We start from the raw sequence: 20334 nt of genomic DNA on the forward strand, positions 1-20334 counted from the left end.
ATTGCAATGAATACATTAACGCTTTCTATTTTGGCCACCCTGATGATGGGTACGTCACTCTCTACGCTGGCGCAAAGCCGGATGAATGATATGGACATGAGCCGCATGACATCTGCTAAAGACGCCAAAGTGGCTCATGGTGTCGGCATCATCAGGAGCATTGATGACAAGAGTGGCATGATTGTTTTGAATCACCAGCCGATCAAAGAACTGAACTGGCCTGCAATGAGCATGGGTTTTAAAGTGGCTGACCATAAGCTACTTGGTGGTGTTAAAGCCGGACAGCAGGTCAACTTTGAATTGACCTCGGAAGGGACTAAACAGATCGTGACCGCAATCTCGGTAGCAAAGTAAATCATGAATGGTTGGTTTCACTGATCTTATCGAAGTTGTAGTGCTCTTGAAGCATAAAATTTCGATAAATTCTATTTTTTCAATAACTGGCTAGGAAAGGTCATGCCCTCTAGTCAGTGCTTACTCACTGATGGGAATACCCGATGTCCGTCTAAAAACAAAAGGGACTAAGATTTCCCCTCCAATCGATCAAGCAAGCGCGGATCAATTCCCGTGTGCGGATTCATCACCATAACGGTTCGCAGGGTCGCAACCAGCATTGTAATAATCATGGTCGCAAACTGCTCACGTGGAAAGGCTTTCTGTTCAAGCCATGCCAGCATCGATTCATTGAGAAATCCAACCCAACCATACATCGCGGTATAGAGCTCAGGGCCAATGGGATGATTAACATTTAAAGCCATCATCACCCGCTCAGCGCCTTCCCAGCGTAATCTCATCACAATCTGCCGGACTTCCTCATCCGCTCCGATCCCACCCCGCATCAAGACCCGAAAGCCGACCGCATGCTCTTCAAGATACGCTATATGGCGACGGATACCGACTTGTAGGGCAATCGCCATGTCATCTTGCTCAGGCGGTCGATCCCGCACAGCACGGAGTTGATCCGCCATCGCCTGCATCGAGGCGACATAAACCCCCCGTTTTGATCCGAAATAATGTGCAACCAGACCAAACGCCACGCCAGCACGTTGCGTGATATCGGCGATGGAAACCGCATCGAACGGGCGCTCCGCAAATAAAGCCTGAGCAGCATCTAAAAGTAATTCACGGCGGTCAGGAGCAATCGCAGGCATAAAAAGTCCAGAGTCAAAAAAAGCATTTTGCTGAAATAAAAATCAATATTGATTTTTAATCAATCTGCATATTGATTTTCGATCAATAGCGTATTACAGTAAAGTTGATTCAAAATCAATATAGCACAATTTGAATCAGGAGGCGTCATGCTGCGGACTAAAACCCATGATTTGAAAGATAAACGTATCCTTCTCACAGGCGCATCCAGTGGGATTGGACGCGCACTTGTGCTGGCCTTAGCACCCCATCAAGTTCACATGGTTCTGGTCGCAAGACGCGCTTCTTTGCTTGAGCAACTCGCTGACGAGATCGTTGCTCTTGGTGGCAAACGCCCTGTCATCCTTTGCGCGGATCTCAGCCAATCTGGGGTGGCAAAATCTATCGCAGAACAGGCACTCCATGCATTGGGCAGCATTGATATCCTGATCAATAATGCCGGCACCAGTATCATCGGCGCACAATATGTGGTCGGTGATGATATTGCAGCACGAGCTGTTTTTGAAACCAATTTTTGGACACCGCTGGCGCTGACCCATGCTCTGGTCCCGCAAATGCGCAGCCAAGGTTATGGCCTGATCGTGAATGTCACCTCCACCCTGCAAGCCGTACCCATGCCGCTGCTCGGTACTTACTGCGCCTCGAAAACAGCACTGGCTCGCGCAACTCAAGTACTCCGACATGAACTAAGCCACTCGCCTGTCCACGTGCTGGAAGTGATTCCTGGTGGTACCGATACCCCAACTCGACAAAATGATCAGTTTTTACCACTGCGCAAAGGTCCGTTACGTGCCCCGAAACTCGTATCCCCTGAAAGCACAGCACAGGCCGTGATTCGAGCGATTCAAAATGGTAAAGATCGTGTTATTCATCCGCGTTATGCAATGATTCCGATAGAACTGTCTATTTTTGGTCGCTTAGTCGGGCACATCGCCGCACGTGGGATTGATACTGATTCAGAACAGGTGATTAATCCCGATATCGCCAAGCATATACTGCTGGATAAGCCTATTCAGGATTCATCGCGGATCTAATAAAAAATACTGCAATAAACTCAACATCAATAGAGGTTTATCATGTCTACAGCCCTTCAAACAACGCTCGGTACACCAGACATCCCCGTCAGGCGGATGGGTTTTGAATTTGACGATGCGATCCCAAAATTCTGGTTCGAACAGAACTCCTATCTTTCCATGCTGATGACTGCCCTCTCTTGCACCTTTCCAGAAGGTGAACGCATGTTTATCCGTGCAGTACGGCGTTTTCAAGACGGCATCCGCGACCCGCAATTACAGCAAGACGTGCGCGCCTTTATCGGTCAGGAAGCCAATCATGGCAAGGAACATGAAGCCTTTAATGCCTTCATGGCGCGCAAAGGATTGCCCATCGACGATGTCATGGCCTTCGTGAAGAAAGGCATCGCGTTTCAAGAAAAAAGACTGTCCCCTGAGCGCATGCTGGCAAAGACCTGTGCGCTGGAGCATTTCACCGCGCTCTTTGCAGAAAAGATTTTAAGCTCGCCCGAGTTGCTGGAAAAAATGGATGAGGGCCTACGTCCATTGTGGTTATGGCATGCCATTGAAGAAAGCGAACACAAATCGGTCGCGTTCGATGTCTATCAGGAGCAAGTGAATAACTACTGGTTGCGGGTCAGTGAAATGGCGACCGTCTCAGTCTTATTTACCTTCTTTACTGGACTACATACGGTGGAATTACTGCGTGCGACCAATGAGCTGACCAATACAACGGCCATGCGTACAGCATTTCGCACAATGCTGGGTAAGAATGGATTCTTTAGAGGGATGCTGCCGCATTATTTGGCGTACTATCGCCGTGATTATCATCCCGCGCAAGTCGATAGCAGCGCACTCCGCAACCAAGGATTGGCATTACTCAAACAACTAACCAATGATGCGGTTCCTCAAGCATTGTTCGATTGATCGGATGACTGATGGTGTGTAAAACCATCAGTCATCCTCACCCATGCTATGGCTAAAAAAAGTGAGCAACACCACTAGACCAACACTTCCTCACGACTGGTGGAAACCTCCATGGATGCAACACGATTACGACCATTACTCTTCGCCGTGTAGAGTGCTTGATCCGCCGTTTTGATCAAGACATGTGGCTCGATCGGTACTCCACTCACACACACAAAGCCAAAACTTGCGGTAACGCGAATAGAATGATTAGACTCTGTCAGTATTTCAGCCCGTGCAAGCTCAATACGGCAACGCTCAATGATGTTCAGCGCCTCTCCGTGATCAGCGCCAGGCAAGACGATGATAAATTCTTCCCCGCCATAGCGACCTAGTGCATCAATATCCCGAATATTCTGCTGGAGAACCTCAGCGGTTCTTTGTAAAACCAGATCACCGACAGGGTGCCCCCAATCATCATTCACCCTTTTAAAATGGTCCAGATCTAAAATCACCACAGACAAGGGGGTATTCATACGCACGGTTCGAGCCACTTCATGATTCAGAAAATCTAAGATGCTGAGACGATTGTGAACTCCTGTGAGTGCATCGGTACGGCTTAACTCACGGATATTGTCCTCACGTGCATGCCACCACGCCAGCATTTGATCCGCCATCACGAGGATCAAAATAAAAAACAGCGCATTAAAGTACACGGTTGAATTCATCCAGAACACACGCCCGGCCTGATCCGTCGGCGGAATCATCAACGATGCATGTGGAAACACAGTGTAGGCGGCGGCATAGCCCAAACCCAGCAGTGCAGCGACCGCAATCCCCGTGGCCCACCAGACAGGCTTACGATCCAGCAAAATCAGCCCCCAGACGGGTGCACCAAGCAAAAACAACCCTGCACTAAACGATAACGGACCAACGTAGTAGAACATTGCAATCATGGAGAGTGAAAAGAATTGCAAAACAAGATATTGGAAAAAAACAGCGTCTGGCTTTCGGCGACGCATCACCAATCCGAATCCCAAGATACCGCATCCCATGACGACCAAGATGGCCTGGATCCATAGGTAGCTATACAGAACGGGAATATTAACGATGCCATGCAACTCCGAATGATTCAAAACATAGCCAGACCACAAGAAATATTGCAAAAAATAGGGGGTCAACATCACCAGAATAAAAATGCCTTTATCGACACGACTCCACTCCAGTATCGAAACCAGACGCTTGCGCAGAAAACTATGTCGTTTTTTGATATGGTGAAATGTCTGTTGAATCGCTATGCCATTACGGCAGACTTCTGGAGGTTGCGCTTCAGTTTCGGAATAACTGCTTGGTGGTGTGAAATATTTCATGATTCAAAGCCCCTAAAATGTCACCTGCTCTTTTCATTGATTGTGTTTTTTCAAAAAAGACGACCGATCTAAATCATAATTTAGAGTGAGCGATTGATACGTCTGAGCAGGGCAACATCCATGCTGGACTGCTGGGTGGATTGGCTCTACATCACTATGGATCCGGCAATGAACAAGCATTGCTTCTGACACATGGATGCTGAACAAAGCATATTGATTTTCGATCAACATAACGCATATCTGATCATTAATCAATCGCTCATTCGCGACATTTGGTGAGCGATCGTTGCTTTTAAAAAAAGGGGCTTCCGTCAGATGGAAGCCCTCTTTCTTATGCAGATTAACGTCTCTTTTAGATTAAGGGGTATCTGCCTGTACCGCAGCCAGATCGAGCGATGGTAAGGCAACGTGCTCTTCGGATTGCGCCTTCACGCAGGCTCTAGCGAAATCGGCAAGACGATGCAGTGCCAGCTTCGCTGAACTCAAGTAGAAAGATTGCAACTGGAACACATGCCAGCGCCCGGAGTAGATTTCAAGTTTGCAATCCACACCACACTGGGTCGCGTGTTCGGCTAAACGGGTCGAATCAGAACGGAGGATCTCCTGATCGCCCACTTGGATCAGCATCGGCGGTAGCCCGCGCAGGTTCTGCTCTAACGGCTGATGCACGGATGCATCTTGACTCGCATACCAGCCTAACCCTTGTTGTAACCAGCCTAGGCGAATCATCGGGTCTTTACGCTGATGGGTTTTTAGCGTAGTACCACTCAGGGTGCTGTCGGTAACGGGTGAAAGCAAGAGTAAGCCTGCTGGCAGCAAAGCCCCTTGATCACGTAAACGTAAGCCCAACGCAATCGCAAGTGAACCACCTGCAGAGTCCCCAGCAATCACGATTTGATCTGCGCTATAGCCTTGTTTCAGCAGCGCGTGATAGCTCGACTCAGCATCATCCAGTGCCGCAGGATAAGGATGCTCGGGTGCAAGACGATAATCAGGTACCCAAACAGACATGCCCGCATTGACCGCGAGATGCGTCGTAATACTGCGATGGGTCGCAGGCGCGCCCAGACAAAATGCACCACCATGCAAATACAAAATTACGCCACTGTCTGATGTTGCTTGTTCAGGAGTGATCACTTCGATCGATAAGCCGTCAACCGTGACTTGCGACTTGAGCGTGCCGCTTCTGCCTGGCATCAATTGAGAGAGCGCACTCACAACACGGCGCTGGCTTACCACCCCAAACGGAGGGCCAATCAGGGTGCGAAAACCTGTACGTAGAAAACCGCGCAAAAATCGCGCTTTGAGTTGTTCAGCACTGCCCTGAGGTTCCGCAATCGCAACAACATCGACCTCGCCAAAACCTGATGATTGCTCTGCTTTACTGAATGTATAAGCCTGCAGGCTGGCGTGATTGGTCAACCAGCGATACGTCAGAGTAAAACCAGGCCAGTTGGTGCTGTTATGCCCTGTCGCATCAACATACCAACTCTTACAGCCATTCCATACTGTGTTCACTAAACGCTGTTGGATATGACCGTTATATTGCTGATATCGCGTTGCATCGACTTCAACGGTATTGGTTTGTGTCGCCTGCATGGTTTTCCAGCAACGCATGACATGCTCGATCTGGCTTTCCAGCATATATACAATCGAGTTATGCCCAAGATTGGTATTGGGGCCATACAGCATAAAGAAGTTTGGAAAATCAGGCACGGTTAGTCCGCGGTATGCCGCAGCGCCTCCTTGCCAAGCGTCATTGAGGTTGAGTCCTTTGCGACCTTGGATACGCATCGGTGATAAGAACTCAGTCGCCGCAAAACCAGTACCATAGATGATCGCATCAACAGGATGATGCTTGCCATCTACGGTCTCAACGCCGTCCGCAGTAATCTGCTTGATGCCATCGGTGATCAGATCAACATTGGGCTTAGCCATCGTGGCTAAATACTCGCTAGACAGCAAAATCCGTTTACAACCGATTGGATAGTCTGGTAATAGTTTTGCACGTAGCGTTGCATCCGGCACTTGCTTCGCCAGTAATCGCTTCGCTGGAATCCCGACCGCAACTTTCATCAACCCTTTAAACTTGGTAAATGCAATGGCACGCGATTCATACTGCAAATAGATCCCAGTGCGATATGCCTTCATGACCTGCGGCACATGCTCAAACAGCGTGTGTTCAAATTTGCTATACGCACGGTCAGGACGTGGAATGATATGCGCAGGTGAGCGCTGAAAAACCTTGAGCTGTTTAACCTGATCGGCAATGGCTGGCACAAACTGAATGGCTGAGGCACCGGTCCCGATCACTGCAATCCGTTTGCCACTCAAGGCGTACTGGCTGTCCCAATGTGCGGAATGGAACGTGTGACCTTTAAACGTTTCAATTCCCGGCAGGCGAGGATATGCAGGGAGACTCAATTGCCCAGTCGCAGTAATGAGCATCGCACTCTCAAGCGTCGTCCCATCGACCAATGTCACACGCCATATCGAACGCGCCTCATCAAACTCAGCCCCTGCCACTTCGGCACCGAACTGAATATGACGCAGAAGGTCGTATTTATGTGCACAGTGCTGAAGGTAGCTGTAGATTTCTTTTTGTGGGGCAAACACGTGTGACCAATTCGGATTGGGTTCAAAAGAAAAAGAGTAAAGATGTGACGGTACGTCGCACGCAGCGCCCGGATAGCTGTTATCGCGCCAGACACCACCCACGTCCTGCGCCCGCTCCAAAATACGGAAATTTTCAATGCCCTGCTTGCGTAGAGCCACGGCCATGCCAACTCCCCCGAATCCAGTCCCAATAATAATGGCCGAAAGGGGGGCCGAATGGTTTGCGTGTTTAAGATCAGACATGTGCATAATCAAATTCTTTCATGAGTGGTTTATCGTTTTGGCATGCAGGTCATCTTATGTGAATGGATTCATCACATCCGGACTGCTGCATCATAGACTGAAAGACTATGTGAATCTGTGCCAGAGTTGAATAGGAGAATGGGACAGATACTTTATATTTTAGGCCAATATTTTGGATCGCTGCCATTGCCTGAACAAACAACTGTCTTTATGCTTTAGGCCAATATCTACGTGAACAAGGCACCTTGCAATGCACTTTTGGGACTTTATGCGTGGTTCGGCCAGTACGCGTTTACTGCTTGATTTTGGAGTAGAGCACGGACTTTCCCCATTCAGTCTATTAAAGGGTACCACGCTCAAACTCGATAGCCTTGATCATCCCAATGCAGAGATCTCCGCCAGCCAAGAGCTACGCGTAATCGAAAACTTATTGAAATTGCTCCCCGACGACCGCCTCGGTCTACAAGTCGGGCTGCGCTATCATTTTTCGACATACGGCATCTGGGGCTATGGACTGATTAGCAGTGCCACGACCCGCGACGCCTTGACACTCGCCTTACGTTTTATCCCACTCACCTATGCCTTCACCCTGATCACCTACCACGAGGAAGGAAATTTGGGCATCTTAAGCTTTGGCGAACCTGATCTTGAACCGCATGTGAAACAGTTTCTCGTTGAGCGCGACATGGCCGCAGCCGCCGTCCTATTACATGAGCTCTCAAGTGCCGACTTTGGTCTTCGCCGCTTGACCTTCCACGCCAAAGCCCAGCATGGCCCGCAGAATTATGACGATGTAGAACGAATTTTTGGGATACCACCTCACTATAGCTCGACACTCAATAGTCTAGCCTTTGACCGGGCTGCACTGGATCAGCAGCTACCACAGGCCAATACCATTACAGCGTCCATGTGCGAACAACTTTGTCGTGAGCTGCTTGAACGCCGCCAAATCCGCTCTGGCACAGCCAGTATCGTACGCCAATACCTAACCGTACAAGGCAATACATGGCCTGATTTAACCATGATGGCAAAACTGATACACACCAGTGAACGAACGTTAAAACGACATCTCAAAGAAGAGGGGACGTCTTTTCGAAACCTTTTGGAAGAAGTGCGCCGGAACTTGGCCGAGACACTGCTCTCGGATGCACAAATCTCAATGACGGAGATTGCTGAGCGGCTTGGCTTTAGCGACGCGTCCAGTTTTTCACAAACCTTTAAACGGTGGTACGGTGTCGCTCCTAATGCCTATCGCAAAGGGTTATCGGGGGATTAAGGATCACTGTTAGAAACAAATGGATCAGACATCATCAAAATAGATCCTATTCCAACAATAATGTTTAACTTTAATAAATTGTTTTATATTAGTTTTTTTAAATAAAAAAACCGTGACCGAATAGTTCCTTTTTAGAATTGACTTACTCATTTGATTGGCTTACCGTCGTGGTTAGCTAATGATCACTTCGTTAAAACTAGAAAACCCTTTTCTATAAGGATCTCGCCATGACTATGGATAAAACCGCCTGCATCCTCTGCTCACGTAATTGTGGCCTAGAGGTCGAAATCGAAAATGGTAAGTTCACCAAGATTCGTGGTGACAAAGATCATCCACTCACCAAAGGCTATATCTGCCAAAAAGCAGCACGACTAGAACACTATCAAAATCATGGCGATCGGCTCCAGTTTCCACTCAAACGGGAAGCGGATGGCACATTTACTCGAGTCAGTTGGGATGAAGCACTTGGTGACATCGCCCAAAGATTGCTGAGCATACGCACGCAACATGGCGGTGATGCTTTTGCTTTCGTTGGTGGAGGTGGTCAAGGCAATCACATCGGCGGTGCCTATAGTCGCCAAATCCTCGCCGCGATGAAAAGCCGCTACGCCTACAATGCACTCGGACAAGAAAAAACGGGAGATTTCTGGGTCAATGGCCGTCTCTTTGGTCGGCAAACCTGTCATACCACTGAAGATGTCGAGCATGCGGATTATGTCCTGTTTATCGGCACCAATCCTTTTCAGGCTCACGGTATCCCGAATGCCCGCGACACGTTAAAAGAAATCAAAAAAGACCCGAATCGGACCATGGTGGTCATAGACCCCCGTCGTTCCGAAACAGCAAAACAAGCCGATATACATCTGCAACTGAAACCCGGCACCGATGCCTACCTGATGTCCGCGATGCTGGCGATTATCATGCGTGAAAAACTACATGACCGTGACTTCATCGCAAAGCACTGCACAGGCTTTGAAGAACTTGAGCAGGAATTACTCGCAATCTCTGTTGAAGACTATGCCCAGCGTGCGGATATCCCGCTGGCAGAAATCGAACGCGTGGCACGCGGTTTTGCTACAGCCAAGACCGCATGTGTGCGTATTGATCTGGGTATACAACAGACTCTACACACCACATTGAACGGTTATCTGGAAAAACTGCTGTATTTGATTACCGGTAACTTCGGCAAAAAAGGCGGCAATAATCTCCATTCGTTCCTGCTACCGATCCTCGGCCATACCGATGAGCGTAAGAAAAAGAACGGCAAATCCTTAAAATTGACGGCCCACCACCAAATGCACCCGATCGCGGGGATCTATCCTCCCAATATTCTGCCCGATGAGATCGAGCATGCTGGCGAGGACCGTATCCGCGCGGTGTTTGTCGACAGTGCTAACCCGCTCATGACCTATGCGGATACCCAAGCCTATGAACGCGCGTTCAAAAAACTTGAGCTTCTGGTCGTGATTGATGTGGCGATGACGGAGACCGCTCGTCTGGCGCATTATGTTCTCCCCGCAGCCTCACAATTTGAAAAGTGGGAAGCGACCGGCTTCAATCTGGAATTTCCAGAAAATGCTTTCCATCTGCGTCATGCCCTCTTTCCGAAACTCGGCGAATCACTGGGCGAACCCGAAATCTATACCCGACTGCTTGAAAAGATGGGCATTTTGCCAGAGCGCTTTCCACTACTGGAGCGTATCGCCAAGCATGAACCTCAAGTTTCTAATCATCTCGGCTATATGGGCGCCATCGGTGCGACGCTGGCACGTAACAAAGCATGGATTCCCTTTGCAGCATCCATCGTCTATCGCACCTTGGGTAAAGCACTACCCAATGATGCCGCAGCAGCAGCGCCTCTCTTGCCCCTTGCCATTCAATATGCCCAGACCCATTACAAAGCGGTACGCCGAGCGGGTTATCAGGGTAATCGTTTGACGCTCGGTACAGTGTTGTTCAATGCCATTCTCACTAACCGGGCTGGCACCTTACTCAGCAAGCACGAATTCAAAGATACGTGGTCGCTCATTAAAACCCCAGATAAACGCGTACATCTAGCGATTCCTGAAATGTTCAGCGAGCTTCGTGCATTGAAATCCGAAGTGATGCCGGGTGCAGATTACCCATTTATCCTCATGGCAGGCGAACGTCGCAGTTATAACGCCAATCAGATTTACCGTAATCCCGCTTGGCGTAAAGTCGATCCGCATGGTGCGATGCGTATGCATCCCGATGATGCCAAACATCTGGAACTGGAAAACGGCTCTCACGCCACGTGTGAATCCGAAACGGGCATGATCAATGTGGTGATTGAGATTGATGATGCGGTGCGCCGTGGCATGGTCACCCTACCGCATGGCTATGGCATGCGCTATCAAGGCAGTGAGCCGATTGGACCCGAGCTCAATCGCCTTACTGCAGGCAGCCATTGTGATCCTTTGTCTAAAACCCCCTTTCATAAACATGTACCTGTGAACATTCGTAAAGTCGAAAAAATTAATCTGGAGCAAGCAGTATGACCTTTGTCGTGATGGAAGAGTGTATTCAATGCAAACATACTGACTGTGTATCGGTCTGCCCTGTCGATTGCTTCTATGAAGGCCCTAATTTCCTGGTCATTGATCCCGATGAATGTATCGACTGCGCCTTGTGTGAACCGGAGTGCCCAGTTGATGCCATCCGCTCTGAAGACGAAGTTCCCGCAGATCAAATGGAGTTCGTCAACTTAAATGCTGTCTTGGCCAAGCATCCCAACTGGACACAAATTACCCAGCAAAAACCCGCGCTTGCCGATCATGAAAAGTGGACCAAAATCGCAGGTAAACTGGCTCAGTTAGATCGCAACGGTGCCTGACATGGGATCCAGCCATCCGATAACCGAGAAGCAAGCAACAACACCGACATTGATTGACCGCTTTGGTCGTCAAATTACTTACTTGCGCTTGTCGGTTACGGATCGCTGTGATTTCCGCTGTGTGTATTGCATGGCAGAAGACATGACTTTTTTGCCCAAAGCTCAAATCTTGAGTTTAGAAGAGCTCTATCAGGTGTCCGCAGCATTTGTAGCGCTCGGCGTCAGCAAAATTCGTTTAACTGGCGGAGAGCCGCTTGTTCGAGCCAATCTGCCTACTCTGGTTGAACGCTTGGCGCAATTAGATGGATTAACGGAGCTCACGCTGACTACGAATGGTGCCCGCCTTCAGCAATTTGCGCTTCCTCTTAAAGCAGCAGGCCTTGATCGGATCAATATCAGCCTTGATAGCCTAAATCCAGTACGCTTTCATGAACTCACGCGCACGGGTCATCTGCATGATGTTTTGGATGGCATACATGCAGCACAAGATGCAGGCTTTGAACGGATCAAATTGAACAGTGTGATCTTACGCGGACGCAATGATGATGAAATCCTGGATCTGGTGCATTTCGCCAGACGTGAGCAACTGGATCTCACCTTTATCGAAGAGATGCCGCTTGGAATCATTGATGAACATGATCGCGCACAAGCTCATATCTCAAGTGCCGAGATTCTCAGCATCATCAAACAACAGTTTGATTTAGTGCCGACACAGGAGACAACCGGAGGTCCAGCACGTTATCATCGTATGGCAGACAGTGACGTGCGTATTGGGGTGATTTCACCACACAGCCATAATTTTTGTGGGGACTGCAATCGGGTCCGCCTCACCGCTGAGGGGCGTCTGCTACTCTGTCTCGGGAATGAAGATGCCGTTGACCTACGACAGGTCTTGCGCAATCACCCCCATGACCAAGAATTTTTGCAAGAGGCGATTCGGAATGCGATACCCAAAAAACCCGAAACCCATTATTTTAACCTCGACGAGCCACCCCAGATTGTTCGCTTTATGAACATGACGGGTGGCTAGACTTTGATGAGAAATTTCCATGTCTAATATGGCCCATGAAACCGTACTCAGTGTTCATCATTGGAACGATACTTTATTCAGCTTCACCACAACTCGCGACCCGAGCCTGCGTTTTAAAACTGGGCAATTTGTGATGATTGGTCTTGAGGTCAATGGCAAACCGCTGATGCGCGCCTACAGCGTGGTCAGTGCCCATTATTCAGACCATCTCGAGTTCTATAGCATCAAAGTTCAGGAAGGTCCGCTCACCTCTCGTTTACAGCATCTCAAAGTGGGTGACACCCTTTTGGTCTCCCGTAAGCCCACGGGCTCACTGATCATCGACAATCTCAAACCCGGCAAAAATCTATACCTGCTCTCCACAGGCACCGGACTGGCGCCATTCATGAGCGTGGTGCGTGATCCAGAATTTTATGATGCCTTTGAAAAAATAATCCTGACCCACGGTGTACGCTGGAAAAACGAATTGGGCTATTTTGAACACATCACAGAAGACCTGCCGGCTCATGAGCACTTTGGGGACCTGATCCGTAATCAATTGATCTATTACCCGACGGTCACCCGTGAAGACTTTGACAAACAAGGACGTTTAACCGATCTGATTGAATCGGGCAAACTCTTTGAAGACATCGGACTACCGCCCTTCAACCCAGAGACAGACCGCATCATGATCTGTGGTAGCCCGAGCATGCTCAAGGATCTGGTCGAGATCTTGGAGGCACGTGGTTTTGTCGAAGGCACTAGTCATGCACCGGGTGACTATGTCATCGAACGGGCATTTGTTGAGAAATAAATCCGCAAAAGAAGGGGGTCTGTCATCAGCTTAATGCAGATGACTGACCATTTGCCTACCGATCCGATCAAGCCTGAGCCTATGGTGCTCAACATCAAAGACCGTGATCGAACCATAGTCCAGCATGGCACATACGACGCGATCCTCTTGGGTGGCGTGTGCAATCAGTGCATTAATCACGAAAAAATGACTATAAATTACGGTATCTTCACGACAACTGAGAATCGCATAGAGCATCTTTTCACGCCAATCCTTCAATGAGTCAGCATAACCCGCCCTTAATTGCTCCCCTGCGTTCGCCATCTCTGGCCAAGACATCGTTAACATCTGCATCAGCCACGCTGAACGGATGACTGGATCTTGCATCGGTGAAGGGACCTCTGTCACAGAAGGCTCAATGATCGGAGTAGCCAACCATCGGTATGCCAACGGCGCAGCCGTTTGACGACAGCGACGTAGTGGACTCGTCCAAATGGGGCACGGATCAAGCCCGTCTAAATCACGGACAATCTCAATGGCTTGCTGATCACCCACAGAATCCAGTGCGGGATTTTTTTCACCCAGATTGCTTGTTTGAGCATGCCCATGGCGTATTAAATAAATCTTTGGCATCAATATGACTCACGCATTTGAAACAGATTGTTGGTTGAGTCGACGCAAGCCGCGACTTCGTGCATAGGGCTTAAGACCCACGCCTGCAAAAATGGCAGAGATGATCATCATGCAAGGCACCGCCCAAGCCAAAGCATCACGCAGTTTCAGCGGATCAGCAAAGACATAATCGGTGAGTAACGCCACGATGGTCGGTCCCAGCCCAAGACCAATCAGATTGACGGTAAGCACCGCCATGGCATTCACGGTTCCGCGCATCCGATTTGGTAATAACTCTTGCAGTGCCGTCGGCCCCGTACCAATCGCAAGCGTGATCAAGAAAGTAACCGCACCAAGCATCAGCAGCGCTGAATGCGGATTCGTCATCAACGGTGCACAGGCCGCAAAAGGAATCGCACAGATCATGGCAGCCCCCATAAGACTTATCCGCCCACTTACAAATCTCTTTGCCACCAAACGATCCCCCAGCAAACCACCCATCACCACACCCAGTATGCCGCTGACCACAATGGTTATCCCATAGGCATGCCCGGTCTGTGCAGCACTCCAACCATAACTGCGGATAAAAAAACTGGCTGCCCATGCATTCAGGGTATAAGAGGACATTGCCGCGAAGGACTGACATAAAATTAGGCTGGTGAATGCGAATCGATGTTCACGCAGATAATGAAAGACTTGGCTTAACGGGATTTTCACCGCGAAGGATTCATCATGACGTCGCATCGGTTCGCGAACCGTCATCATGAGTAAGGCCACCAGTACTCCTGGTAAACCTACCGCAACAAACACCACTTGCCACGGACGCATCACCCCCAATAGCGGTAAAACCATCGTCTCGACAGGGAGTCTTGCAATCACAGCACCACCAATAATCAAGGCAAGCCCAGCGCCTATATAAACACCCATCGAATAAACCCCAATGGCGAGCCCAAGTCGTCTCGGCGATACACTATCGCTGATTACCGAATAAGCGGCAGGAGTTAACGTCGACTCCCCAAGCCCAACCCCCATACGGCAGAACAGCAATCCCGTATAGCCTTTCACGAGACCACAGGCCGCTGTCATAACACTCCAAAAAGCGATGCCAACCGTGATAATGCTCATGCGTCGACTACGATCGATCAGTCTTCCAATCGGTAAACCACCAATCCCCATAAAAACCGCAAAAGCCAAGCCTTGTAGCACACTGATCTCAGTATCGCTTAGACTCAGATCATGCTTGATCGGCTCAACCAGCAGACTTAAGATCTGCCGATCAATAAAGGACAAGGTATAGGCAAAGGTCAGTAAAGCGACCAAATAGGCAGCACGCATGCGAGTCTTCGTTAGACTATGATGCAGATTCATAGTTCACCGGCCTTGCCTAATTTGGCCTTCATGCCAATCAGTTCAGGATAGACTTCCATTTGATCCAATAAATTATGGCGTACCAATCCTGCGACCTCATGCGTTTCAAAGTAATGCTGATCATCCGCTAAAGTCAGCGTCATCACCGCAACGATCTTCTGGCCAATAGGCTCTTGTACCGCATCTGGGATGCAAAACGACGTTGAAGGTGCCCAGACATGCTGAACCCCATCAATATGAATGCTACGCGATTGATGGGTATGACCACTCAGCACAAAGCGCACATCAAAGCCTGTCAGCAGTTGCAACAGCTTTGTTCGGGCTTCAAGGAGTAAATAGCGACCACTACTGTCCTCAACCGAGGGATCTTGACGGAACAACGGCTTATGCAGCATCACCCCTATTGGATTGGGATCGTCACTGGCGCGATCATTTAACAGACTCAGTGCTTGCTCAAGCCATTCAAATTGCTGTTGCTCAGCTTCCCCACCCCGTCCAAACAGTTGTGCGTTAAGCCCGAATAAACGCCAATGACCCGCTGTGATAGCCCAGTAATCCGGTCCAAAAATAGCGCGATAATGCGTCAAACGATCAGCATTGATCCATTGTTCCTCGTGATGACTATATTGATTCGGATTATCCCCGACATCATGATTCCCTGGCAGAACATGCAGCGGGAGACTCAATTCATTCAGCTTGGCATGTGCAAAAGCCAGATGCTGAGAATCATCACTCCCCGCCGCAGTGATATCCCCCAGATGAATCACTTGATCTACTGCAGCCTGCTGAATCCACGTTTGAACCTTTAACCAATTCTGATTAAATGCATCGGCATGAGGGGCAAGATGTGTATCTGTGATAATGGCTATTCTCATGGCAAATCCACATTGAGGCTGAGGAAGAACGTACGCCCCGAAATCCCAAACGGAGACTCCTCACCATACTTAAAACTTCCACCAAAAGATTTAAACGCCACATCTTGCTGGGCAAGCTTATCGGGATAGCTATTGGCCAAATTCAGGATGCCACCTGTCAACTTCACCATTTGGCTTAAACGTGCGGACACGGCCAGATCCACGACCACTTCAGCACCAAAGGTCTGGGGATCTAAAATTGGAGCATCGGTGTATTCCCCATAACGCGTCACATCAAGTATCGCCTCATAGATACCATCTGAGACCTTAAACTGGGACGTCAACTTATCGCCAGGCTGTGCCGCGGTCAGTAGTAATAAAGAATGTTGGCTCAGCAAAGGCAGCGTGGGTAATTTTGGATTTGCGGCGATGGATCGAATCTGGGTTGGCATATGGGCATAATTCATTGACACCCCATAGTTGACCGTATCGGTCAGATTGCCCAAATACTTCATGGCAACTTCATACCCTTGGGTACGTGTATTGACCGCATTGGTAAAAAATGCGGCCTGTTGCACATCACTCACACCTGCATTCTTTAACGCGGCGAGGACAGCAGGTCCGGTTAAGGCATCGCTGAGCGCAATCCGATGATCAATATCGGTTCTGAAGAAATCTGCGGTCAGTGATAACTTGGGCAGCGGGGTCAGGACAATTCCGATATTGGCGCTCTGCGATTTTTCAGCTTGAAGCGGCGTTGCACCTAAGGCTTGTGCGATGGGATCGCCGACTTGATACGTCCCGACATTGACGATGGCTTTATTGGCACCATTGGCCACACTGGTGGTTGAACTGTAGAACTGCTGCTGCAAGGACGGCGCCCGAAAACCGGTGCCCACAGACCCTCGTAAGGACAGCCACGGGTTCGCCTTGGCACGCATGGTGAATTTACCCGTCGTCGCATTACCAAAATCACTATAGTGATCAAAGCGTCCAGCCGCACCCAAGGTCAACCAAGTTAGCGGCTTCAGATCAAGGTCAACAAAAGCGCCTGTGGCATCGCGATTATTATCGACTGGAATTCGCGGATTAAAACCGGGAAAACCCGCGGCACCACTACCCGTATACGATGTAAACTCTCCAGACTTGATCTGATATTTTTCATACCGATATTCCACACCAAGCGACAGGTTACCCCCGGCAAGAATTTCAGGGAGGGCGCGGCTGATACTCGCATTCACAGTATTTTGCAAATAATTCACAGACCCAGCATCAAAAGAGGTTGGGCTTTTACTGCCGAGCGTAATATTAGCGGTATTGTCAGCCCTAAAGTCCGCATTAGAGGCGCCAAAGGTATTGCTTAAATCGTACTTGACCTCCTCCGTCAAAATACCGCGTAGCCCCACAGTTAAGCCGCTATCGAGCAAAATGGGATTTACCTGTGGTCCAAAGCCATTGGGAAACAACGGTGATGTGCCAGGTGTCCGAAAACCCGCGACGTTCGTGCTGTCTTTTCGTGAGAGGAGTCCTGTTACATACAGCTCACTGTCATTCAGCACGGGAAAGGCTGCATTGGCTGCCAGATTGATATTCAGCGCATCAGGATCACCGATTTGATAAGTGACGCGGTCATAGCGCTGGTCTACTGCGGCGCGATTGGTACTTTGCTGCTTCAATACTTCACCCGTGACATTGATATAGCCATCTGCCACAGCAAAGCCTTTATTCACCGCGATGTCGCCATATGCTCCATCGCCACGATCCGTAATCCCCGTACTGGTCTGCAAAGACCCGCCAGAAGAATCCTTGCGTAAAATAATGTTGACTACACCTGCAATCGCATCAGATCCATACTGAGCAGCAGCACCATCACGTAAGATTTCTACGTGATCCACCGCAGCAAGAGGAATCGTGCTTAAGTCATAGGGCGCTGAACCACGCCCCACCGCAAAATTAGTATTGATGACCACGGAAGGATGCCAACGTTTGCCATTAATCAACACCAAGACTTCATCCGGTGATAATCCTTTTAAGGTAATCGCGCGCGTGTTGGCGGCGGAAGGGGTCGTATGTGCACGTGGAAAGTTCAGCGATGGTGCAGTGAATTCAAGCGCCCGGGCGAGGTCACTAAATCCTGTGGCTTGCAGCCTCTGGCTAGTGATGACGTCTACAGGAACTGAAGATGCCAGTGCGGTACGGCCTGCAGAACGGGTTCCGGTGACAACGACCGTATCCAATTGTTGATTTTGTTCATCCCCCCAAACCGTCTCCGTCGCTAATAGCGTCGCGATCACAGTAGGCAGACCAATCATGGTCGATAAAATTTTAAGGCGCATGCGATTTCTCTTTCTCGTCAGATAGAACAGCGAAAGCCATCTAAAATGGGCAGATGCATCGTCGTTTATCCGCACGTACTGATCAATCAATGATCAAGCAATCGCAATTGCGCAAAACACAACTGACTAAAGAAACAGTCCTAAGCCCTTAAAAATATTTGTAATAAAATTAATCTACTTCTTTAAGACGCCAGACTTTTTAGTTTTGGAAACGCGATACAGGAGGGATCATTGATTAACCACTGCCACAGTGTCTGAACTGCGGGATGACGTCGCACTTCGGGAAGTGCTGCCAGATGATAGGCACCTGATAGCGGTTGAACCGAGTTAAAAGCAACCTGTAAACGGTCACTCTTTAAAAAAGAATCAACCAGTGGGGATACGCCCAGCGCCACACCTAGCCCTTGGCTCGCCGCCTCGTACATCACTTGCGCGCTGTCAAAATAACGTGGTTCACGCAAAGGCGCGGTATAACCCGCCTGCGACAACCATTCGGACCACTGATTACGGGGATGAATCAACTCCAATAGTGGCACATCTTGTAAGTCTTCGATTGATCGTGGTGCAGGCATGCCGCCCATCAGCATCGGTGCTGAAACCACAAAAGCCTGCAAATCAAATAATTTTTGCGAAGTGAAATTCGGCCAATCGCCATGGCCATACAAAATGCGTAAATCTGCAGCTCCACCGGTCAAATCAACATTATCCGCACAAGTTTGTATGACCAATTCAATGCCCTTGGTTTTCTGATAAAAATCGGGAAGACGAGGAACTAGCCAGCTTACGGCAAAAGATTGGGAAACACCTAGACGCAATGCGCGCCGTTCAGCATCCGGTGCCATCCACTCCGTCGCAGCGCGCATCGCTTCATAGCTGGGTTCTAAACGTTGTAGATAACGCTCCCCAGCCGCGGTTAATGTCGGTGTCTGACCGATGCGATTAAACAATTTAACCCCGACATGTTCTTCCAGCATTTGAATGCGACGTGAAAACGCTGCTGGGCTCAAGGCGAGCTGGGAGGCCGCATCTTTAAAGCTTGCGGCACGACGGCTAGCAACGATAAATGCCTCTATAGCACCCCACGGCGGAGAACGACGCTTAAGCATGATCTTAGACCCGAGACGGATGGACTTTTATCGTATGACTGTTAGATTGCAGCTTGATGTCTTGATTGATTAAAAAAGTTTTTAGATAGGCGTGAGAATATTTTAAGAGGAAAAATATTAACTCGTATAAAGCCAAAACCCCCACCTTTATAAGAGGTGGGGGTTTTGGTTTTGGAATAATGAGCTGACGATGCCCTACTCTCACATGGCGAATGCCACACTACCATCGGCGCAAAGAGGTTTCACTTCTGAGTTCGGGATGGGATCAGGTGGTTCACTCTTGCTATAGTCGTCAGCACAACTGTTAGGCGCTTTAGTCGCATGCTCAAGGTAATCCTTTTGCTGCTTCTACTAAGTCACCAATCTTACAGATTGGGCTGATTGAGTTGTCGTTAACTATCATGATGCTTTGTTTATGGCGTCTATGATACTAAATCCGAATCAAGCGTGCAATTCACTTATCTAGATTGCGCTTTTGATCTATAACCTTTAAAGCCTCATACAACAACCGCTTGGGTGTTGTATAGTCAAGCCTCACGAGCAATTAGTATTCGTTAGCTTCATACATCGCTGTACTTCCACACCGAACCTATCAACGTCGTAGTCTTCAACGGCTCTTTAGGGGGTAAACCCCTGGGAGATCTAATCTTGAGGTGGGCTTCGCGCTTAGATGCTTTCAGCGCTTATCCCTTCCGAACATAGCTACCCGGCTGTGCCATTGGCATGACAACCGGAACACCAGAGGTTCGTCCACTCTGGTCCTCTCGTACTAGGAGCAGATCCTCTCAAATCTCCAACGCCCACGGTAGATAGGGACCGAACTGTCTCA

16 protein-coding genes, 2 rRNA genes and 1 pseudogene are annotated in these 20334 nt (G+C 49.1%); 8 read left to right on the forward strand and 11 right to left on the reverse strand.

Annotated elements, in window-relative coordinates; genetic code table 11:
* Nucleotides 1–6: 6 nt before the first annotated feature.
* Nucleotides 7–354: a copper-binding protein gene (locus ACLHG7_RS09805; RefSeq protein WP_410210838.1), complete on the forward strand. Its 348-nt coding sequence runs from the start codon at nt 7–9 to the stop codon at nt 352–354.
* Between the two features lie 167 nt (nt 355–521).
* On the opposite strand, the gene ACLHG7_RS09810 is transcribed toward ACLHG7_RS09805, so the two are convergent.
* Complete coding sequence (locus tag ACLHG7_RS09810; protein WP_410210839.1) at nt 522–1151, reverse strand: TetR/AcrR family transcriptional regulator; 630 nt, start codon at nt 1149–1151, stop codon at nt 522–524.
* Nucleotides 1152–1298: 147 nt separating this feature from the next.
* Here ACLHG7_RS09810 and ACLHG7_RS09815 point away from each other — a divergent pair, with 147 nt between their 5' ends.
* Complete coding sequence (locus ACLHG7_RS09815) at nt 1299–2183, forward strand: SDR family NAD(P)-dependent oxidoreductase (protein WP_410210840.1); 885 nt, start codon at nt 1299–1301, stop codon at nt 2181–2183.
* A gap of 42 nt (nt 2184–2225) precedes the next feature.
* Nucleotides 2226–3089, forward strand: a complete 864-nt coding sequence (locus tag ACLHG7_RS09820; RefSeq protein WP_410210841.1) for a metal-dependent hydrolase — start codon at nt 2226–2228, stop codon at nt 3087–3089.
* A gap of 74 nt (nt 3090–3163) precedes the next feature.
* Here ACLHG7_RS09820 and ACLHG7_RS09825 read toward each other — a convergent pair whose 3' ends face one another.
* The 3 genes and pseudogenes from ACLHG7_RS09825 to ACLHG7_RS09835 form a co-directional block, all read right to left on the reverse strand.
* Nucleotides 3164–4438, reverse strand: coding sequence for a GGDEF domain-containing protein (locus ACLHG7_RS09825; RefSeq protein ID WP_410210842.1), 1275 nt, complete (start codon nt 4436–4438; stop codon nt 3164–3166).
* Nucleotides 4439–4795: 357 nt separating this feature from the next.
* Nucleotides 4796–5635 carry an alpha/beta hydrolase gene (locus ACLHG7_RS09830; RefSeq protein WP_410210877.1) on the reverse strand — a complete coding sequence of 280 codons (840 nt, stop codon included), beginning with the start codon at nt 5633–5635 and terminating at the stop codon, nt 4796–4798.
* A gap of 192 nt (nt 5636–5827) precedes the next feature.
* Nucleotides 5828–7297, reverse strand: a pseudogene (locus ACLHG7_RS09835) (flavin-containing monooxygenase); the annotation flags it as partial.
* A 250-nt stretch (nt 7298–7547) separates the two neighbouring features.
* On the opposite strand from ACLHG7_RS09835, the gene ACLHG7_RS09840 reads away from it, so the two are divergent.
* The 5 genes from ACLHG7_RS09840 to ACLHG7_RS09860 all read left to right on the forward strand — a co-directional run bounded on the left by ACLHG7_RS09840 (nt 7548) and on the right by ACLHG7_RS09860 (nt 13250).
* Nucleotides 7548–8573 carry an AraC family transcriptional regulator gene (locus ACLHG7_RS09840; protein WP_410210843.1) on the forward strand — a complete coding sequence of 342 codons (1026 nt, stop codon included), beginning with the start codon at nt 7548–7550 and terminating at the stop codon, nt 8571–8573.
* A gap of 227 nt (nt 8574–8800) precedes the next feature.
* Nucleotides 8801–11092: a molybdopterin-dependent oxidoreductase gene (locus ACLHG7_RS09845; protein ID WP_410210844.1), complete on the forward strand. Its 2292-nt coding sequence runs from the start codon at nt 8801–8803 to the stop codon at nt 11090–11092.
* On the forward strand, nt 11089–11427 hold the full coding sequence (gene fdxA, locus ACLHG7_RS09850; protein WP_410210845.1) for a ferredoxin FdxA: 339 nt from the start codon (nt 11089–11091) through the stop codon (nt 11425–11427). Before ACLHG7_RS09845 ends, fdxA begins: the two co-directional genes overlap by 4 nt.
* 1 nt (nt 11428) lies before the next feature.
* The gene (moaA, locus tag ACLHG7_RS09855) at nt 11429–12457 is read left to right on the forward strand and encodes a GTP 3',8-cyclase MoaA (RefSeq protein ID WP_410210846.1); all 1029 of its coding nucleotides are present in this window, start codon (nt 11429–11431) and stop codon (nt 12455–12457) included.
* 19 nt (nt 12458–12476) lie between these two features.
* On the forward strand, nt 12477–13250 hold the full coding sequence (locus tag ACLHG7_RS09860; protein ID WP_410210847.1) for a ferredoxin--NADP reductase: 774 nt from the start codon (nt 12477–12479) through the stop codon (nt 13248–13250).
* A gap of 30 nt (nt 13251–13280) precedes the next feature.
* Here the strand turns inward: ACLHG7_RS09860 and ACLHG7_RS09865 are convergent, their stop codons facing one another.
* From ACLHG7_RS09865 to ACLHG7_RS09895, 7 genes are all read right to left on the reverse strand, one after another.
* Nucleotides 13281–13862: a histidine phosphatase family protein gene (locus tag ACLHG7_RS09865; RefSeq protein ID WP_410210848.1), complete on the reverse strand. Its 582-nt coding sequence runs from the start codon at nt 13860–13862 to the stop codon at nt 13281–13283.
* A gap of 9 nt (nt 13863–13871) precedes the next feature.
* The gene (locus tag ACLHG7_RS09870) at nt 13872–15176 is read right to left on the reverse strand and encodes a spinster family MFS transporter (RefSeq protein WP_410210849.1); all 1305 of its coding nucleotides are present in this window, start codon (nt 15174–15176) and stop codon (nt 13872–13874) included.
* A gap of 29 nt (nt 15177–15205) precedes the next feature.
* Nucleotides 15206–16084 (reverse strand): metallophosphoesterase family protein, encoded by an 879-nt coding sequence (locus tag ACLHG7_RS09875; RefSeq protein WP_410210850.1) that lies wholly within the window; start codon nt 16082–16084, stop codon nt 15206–15208.
* Complete coding sequence (locus tag ACLHG7_RS09880) at nt 16081–18399, reverse strand: TonB-dependent receptor plug domain-containing protein (RefSeq protein WP_410210851.1); 2319 nt, start codon at nt 18397–18399, stop codon at nt 16081–16083. Before ACLHG7_RS09880 ends, ACLHG7_RS09875 begins: the two co-directional genes overlap by 4 nt.
* A gap of 182 nt (nt 18400–18581) precedes the next feature.
* Nucleotides 18582–19505 (reverse strand): LysR substrate-binding domain-containing protein, encoded by a 924-nt coding sequence (locus tag ACLHG7_RS09885; RefSeq protein ID WP_410210852.1) that lies wholly within the window; start codon nt 19503–19505, stop codon nt 18582–18584.
* 182 nt (nt 19506–19687) lie between these two features.
* Nucleotides 19688–19802, reverse strand: a 5S ribosomal RNA gene (rrf, locus tag ACLHG7_RS09890).
* A 226-nt stretch (nt 19803–20028) separates the two neighbouring features.
* Nucleotides 20029–20334, reverse strand: a 23S ribosomal RNA gene (locus ACLHG7_RS09895); the annotation flags it as partial.

The sequence above is a fragment of the Aquirhabdus sp. genome (assembly GCF_046462495.1).
Taxonomy (GTDB): Bacteria; Pseudomonadota; Gammaproteobacteria; order Pseudomonadales; family Moraxellaceae; genus Aquirhabdus.

Excerpts from the sequence above, each read along its gene's own strand:
- ACLHG7_RS09805 (WP_410210838.1), top strand. The coding sequence starts at position 7 with ATGAATACATTAACGCTTTCTATTTTGGCCACCCTGATGATGGGTACG.
- ACLHG7_RS09810 (WP_410210839.1), bottom strand. The coding sequence starts at position 1,151 with ATGCCTGCGATTGCTCCTGACCGCCGTGAATTACTTTTAGATGCTGCT.
- ACLHG7_RS09840 (WP_410210843.1), top strand. The coding sequence starts at position 7,548 with ATGCACTTTTGGGACTTTATGCGTGGTTCGGCCAGTACGCGTTTACTG.
- ACLHG7_RS09875 (WP_410210850.1), bottom strand. The coding sequence starts at position 16,084 with ATGAGAATAGCCATTATCACAGATACACATCTTGCCCCTCATGCCGAT.
- ACLHG7_RS09870 (WP_410210849.1), bottom strand. The coding sequence starts at position 15,176 with ATGCGTGCTGCCTATTTGGTCGCTTTACTGACCTTTGCCTATACCTTG.
- ACLHG7_RS09860 (WP_410210847.1), top strand. The coding sequence starts at position 12,477 with ATGTCTAATATGGCCCATGAAACCGTACTCAGTGTTCATCATTGGAAC.
- ACLHG7_RS09830 (WP_410210877.1), bottom strand. The coding sequence starts at position 5,635 with ATGCCAGGCAGAAGCGGCACGCTCAAGTCGCAAGTCACGGTTGACGGC.
- ACLHG7_RS09845 (WP_410210844.1), top strand. The coding sequence starts at position 8,801 with ATGACTATGGATAAAACCGCCTGCATCCTCTGCTCACGTAATTGTGGC.
- moaA (WP_410210846.1), top strand. The coding sequence starts at position 11,429 with ATGGGATCCAGCCATCCGATAACCGAGAAGCAAGCAACAACACCGACA.
- ACLHG7_RS09880 (WP_410210851.1), bottom strand. The coding sequence starts at position 18,399 with ATGCGCCTTAAAATTTTATCGACCATGATTGGTCTGCCTACTGTGATC.
- ACLHG7_RS09885 (WP_410210852.1), bottom strand. The coding sequence starts at position 19,505 with ATGCTTAAGCGTCGTTCTCCGCCGTGGGGTGCTATAGAGGCATTTATC.
- ACLHG7_RS09820 (WP_410210841.1), top strand. The coding sequence starts at position 2,226 with ATGTCTACAGCCCTTCAAACAACGCTCGGTACACCAGACATCCCCGTC.
- ACLHG7_RS09825 (WP_410210842.1), bottom strand. The coding sequence starts at position 4,438 with ATGAAATATTTCACACCACCAAGCAGTTATTCCGAAACTGAAGCGCAA.
- fdxA (WP_410210845.1), top strand. The coding sequence starts at position 11,089 with ATGACCTTTGTCGTGATGGAAGAGTGTATTCAATGCAAACATACTGAC.
- ACLHG7_RS09865 (WP_410210848.1), bottom strand. The coding sequence starts at position 13,862 with ATGCCAAAGATTTATTTAATACGCCATGGGCATGCTCAAACAAGCAAT.
- ACLHG7_RS09815 (WP_410210840.1), top strand. The coding sequence starts at position 1,299 with ATGCTGCGGACTAAAACCCATGATTTGAAAGATAAACGTATCCTTCTC.